The organism is Campylobacter concisus, assembly GCF_902460575.1.
Lineage (GTDB): Bacteria > Campylobacterota > Campylobacteria > Campylobacterales > Campylobacteraceae > Campylobacter_A > Campylobacter_A concisus_AW.
Genome location: NZ_CABPUY010000009.1, coordinates 1 through 2846, shown reverse-complemented (window position 1 = coordinate 2846; position 2846 = coordinate 1). Strand labels below are relative to the sequence as shown.

General features: G+C 26.7%; 7 protein-coding genes. All 7 read left to right on the top strand.

The window, feature by feature from the left end; genetic code table 11:
• A partial coding sequence (locus F3G76_RS10655) for a hypothetical protein (protein ID WP_188116588.1) occupies positions 1-346 on the top strand: 346 nt, incomplete at its 5' end.
• Between the two features lie 62 nt (positions 347-408).
• Positions 409-663 (top strand): hypothetical protein, encoded by a 255-nt coding sequence (locus F3G76_RS10365; protein WP_149706677.1) that lies wholly within the window; start codon positions 409-411, stop codon positions 661-663.
• Positions 664-931: 268 nt separating this feature from the next.
• Positions 932-1372 (top strand): hypothetical protein, encoded by a 441-nt coding sequence (locus tag F3G76_RS10360; RefSeq protein ID WP_149706676.1) that lies wholly within the window; start codon positions 932-934, stop codon positions 1370-1372.
• Positions 1302-1589, top strand: a complete 288-nt coding sequence (locus tag F3G76_RS10355) for a hypothetical protein (RefSeq protein ID WP_188116587.1) — start codon at positions 1302-1304, stop codon at positions 1587-1589. Before F3G76_RS10360 ends, F3G76_RS10355 begins: the two co-directional genes overlap by 71 nt.
• Before the next feature lie 143 nt (positions 1590-1732).
• The gene (locus F3G76_RS10350) at positions 1733-1957 is read left to right on the top strand and encodes a hypothetical protein (protein ID WP_149706674.1); all 225 of its coding nucleotides are present in this window, start codon (positions 1733-1735) and stop codon (positions 1955-1957) included.
• A gap of 2 nt (positions 1958-1959) precedes the next feature.
• Positions 1960-2322: a hypothetical protein gene (locus F3G76_RS10345; RefSeq protein ID WP_149706673.1), complete on the top strand. Its 363-nt coding sequence runs from the start codon at positions 1960-1962 to the stop codon at positions 2320-2322.
• A gap of 27 nt (positions 2323-2349) precedes the next feature.
• Positions 2350-2739, top strand: coding sequence for a DUF6984 family protein (locus tag F3G76_RS10340; RefSeq protein ID WP_149706672.1), 390 nt, complete (start codon positions 2350-2352; stop codon positions 2737-2739).
• Positions 2740-2846 lie beyond the last annotated feature (107 nt).

Genomic DNA, 2846 nt, shown 5'->3' with positions numbered 1-2846 from the left:
ATTAAAATATGTTGAAAAACAGCTTATTGATCTTATTGATTTAGAAATGGAAGTGTATGAAATCGGTGATAAAGAATTAAAGTTTGATAATTTTGATGAAGTATTGAAATATTGCAAACATAATGTCAAACAAATACAACAAGAAAAAGATAAAATAGAAAAATGGTTTTTATATTTTAAAGATACTTTGATGCAGGCTGATAAATATTATTTGCTAGATAAAGAGTGGTTTAAATTTGGTGATGAGCGAGTATTTGAAATAGAATATTTATCGTATGTAATTTATATTTTTGTCATTTGTTTTAGTGAAAATAAGATTTTTACATATGAATTAAGCTGGGATTAATTATGGAAGAACACTACGGTACTTGTCTATCATCGCCAACAAGACCAAATTGGAAATAAATTATGAAAAAATATTTAACTACAAATGAAGCATATATTTATGCGTATAACTTTTTGAGTGATTTATATTTTCAAAAATTAGATGATGATTTAGGTGGTTTTTTAGGCAGTATGTCGCCAGAAATTTGGGTGGGAAAGAATTCAGGAGATGGATATTTATATCATCAATGGGCCGGGCTTGTCAATGAAATTTCAAGTTCCGAAAAAATAACACTAAAAGAAAGTTTTTTGATTATGATAAAATTTTTAAATGCATAACATGAACAGTTTGACGAGAAATGGGCTAAAAAATTAGCTAATGAAATTTTATTTAATAAAAAATATTTCAGGCAATGGATAGCGGAATATAAAAATGATTAAATTTAATAAATATATAAAATTCGGTTGACAAGGATGCCCACCCTACGGTGCTTCCACACTTACTGATGGAACAAAACCAAGATGGACGATAGATATTCCAATGGAATTTGTTGGTAAAAATGGTAAAAAAAATCTTTATGAAATTAAATTTAAATAGGAAATTTTTATGAAACAATCAGAAATTTCATATATCAAAAAAATTGTAAATAAATATTATAATGAGGCGTTAGAGTGCTTTGGATGTTCTTCTCACATATTGTTTTGGAACTATGATGAATTTAAGAATAATTTAGAATATAATTTTGAAGCATTTTTGTATATGTTAAAAAAATTGATAGATAATGGAGAAATTTTGGTTTTAGTTCCATATTGTTTTTATGACAAACAAACAAAAACATATTCAACAAAAATTAAAAAAATAAATGGTGAGCGGGATATTTTTTGGGATATTCCATCTGATGAAATTATAAATTATACACGCAGTGTTTTACCGAAAGATTTGAATGATATAAGTAACTATTCAAATAGTAAAAACTATGGTATTTTTTGGTATGATGATTGTCCGCAAATCCGTTGGGTTTATAAAGAAACTGGAAAGATTTATTAGTATCGTAGGGTGGCATTTATATGAAAAAAATGTAAATCTTAATCATACGGAAGTTGAAAATGCAATAGCTAATGAACTATATGGTAAAAACCTTGAAATAAATAAGCATTATAAAAATACCATTGAAGTAAATGGCATAACAATAGAATATAATGCTTTTAAACGAGATAATGGAGTTATAAATATAGGAACTTACTATGTGCCAGAAACAAAATAATTTTATAAACAACGATAAGTTTCCCGATATTTTAAATAGAATATTAAATGTAATGTTAAAAAAAAGATATTGCCTATAAAGATGAACTTATTGCGCATCTAAATGCTCTTTCGCTAAAATGTATAGAAAAATACGATGGTTTTTTGGCATATATATTTGAAAAAGATGAAAATGTTGCACCGCTTGATATAAACAAATTTCAAACTAGAATTGTTGTGGAAATGTATGTAAATAGTAAAAACCATTACCTTACTGACTTTTTATTGCATGTTGTTGATAACCAAGTGCGAGAACTTGAAATTTTTAATGCAGCCGGTGAAAATTATTTGGAATTAGAAAATTTTGATAACATTAAATTTATGAGTTAAAAATGGAAAACCAGAAATCGGAACAATGTTTATACCTTGATAAATTTACAAGTATTGTAGATATTGAAGCCGCAATTGTTAAATTGATAAGTGATGATTTGGGCGATTATGCACTTTACGAGCAATTTGAAAATTCAGAAATTATAAAAAGAGAGATTTCGACTGCTGGGTATTATTGTTATTTTGGCTTTAAAAATGATATGGAAAAAAGTAAAAACAATGGCTTTGTTGGCAATGTAAATTTAATACTTTCCAATGAAAATATTGGCGGTGCAATGATATTTTTAGAAAATGGATTATTAAAAATGATAGAGTGCTATTTTTGGCAGCAAAATACTTTCTTTGAAGACATAAACAAGTTTTAGATATTAAACAAATGATGAAGGAGATTTATGTATATAATAAAAAAATTACAAGTTAGGCATATAACTACGCAAATTAGGCAAATGGTGGAAATTTTAATTAAAAATTCACAGAGTGAGAATAAAGAGTATAAATTTTCAGATGAAATTTTTTATTTTGAAGATGGTAAGATGGGAAGCTTTGGCTTTGTTTATGAAAGCAATGAGTATATCGGCGGTGGCAAACATATTTCGGATATAGAGTTTTATGATATTGATGGAATACTTTGTGTGGCTACTATGTTTGCATACGATAATAATTTTGTTGATAGTGTTGATATTTGGAAAGTTGATTTTTCACCACTTATAAAGATACCAACAAATGAGAATGATTTTTTTATACCAAATACAAATAAAGAGCGGCCATTGAATAGGAATTAAAAAATGTTTAAATATATAAATTTAAAAGATTTAAGTAATTTTATAATTGTTCCATCTGGCATTTCAACAGCATCACTTGAGCGAATTTTACCACCCTTTGTTATATC

Excerpts from the sequence above, each read along its gene's own strand:
- F3G76_RS10365 (WP_149706677.1), top strand. The coding sequence starts at position 409 with ATGAAAAAATATTTAACTACAAATGAAGCATATATTTATGCGTATAAC.
- F3G76_RS10355 (WP_188116587.1), top strand. The coding sequence starts at position 1,302 with ATGGTATTTTTTGGTATGATGATTGTCCGCAAATCCGTTGGGTTTATA.
- F3G76_RS10345 (WP_149706673.1), top strand. The coding sequence starts at position 1,960 with ATGGAAAACCAGAAATCGGAACAATGTTTATACCTTGATAAATTTACA.
- F3G76_RS10340 (WP_149706672.1), top strand. The coding sequence starts at position 2,350 with ATGTATATAATAAAAAAATTACAAGTTAGGCATATAACTACGCAAATT.
- F3G76_RS10360 (WP_149706676.1), top strand. The coding sequence starts at position 932 with ATGAAACAATCAGAAATTTCATATATCAAAAAAATTGTAAATAAATAT.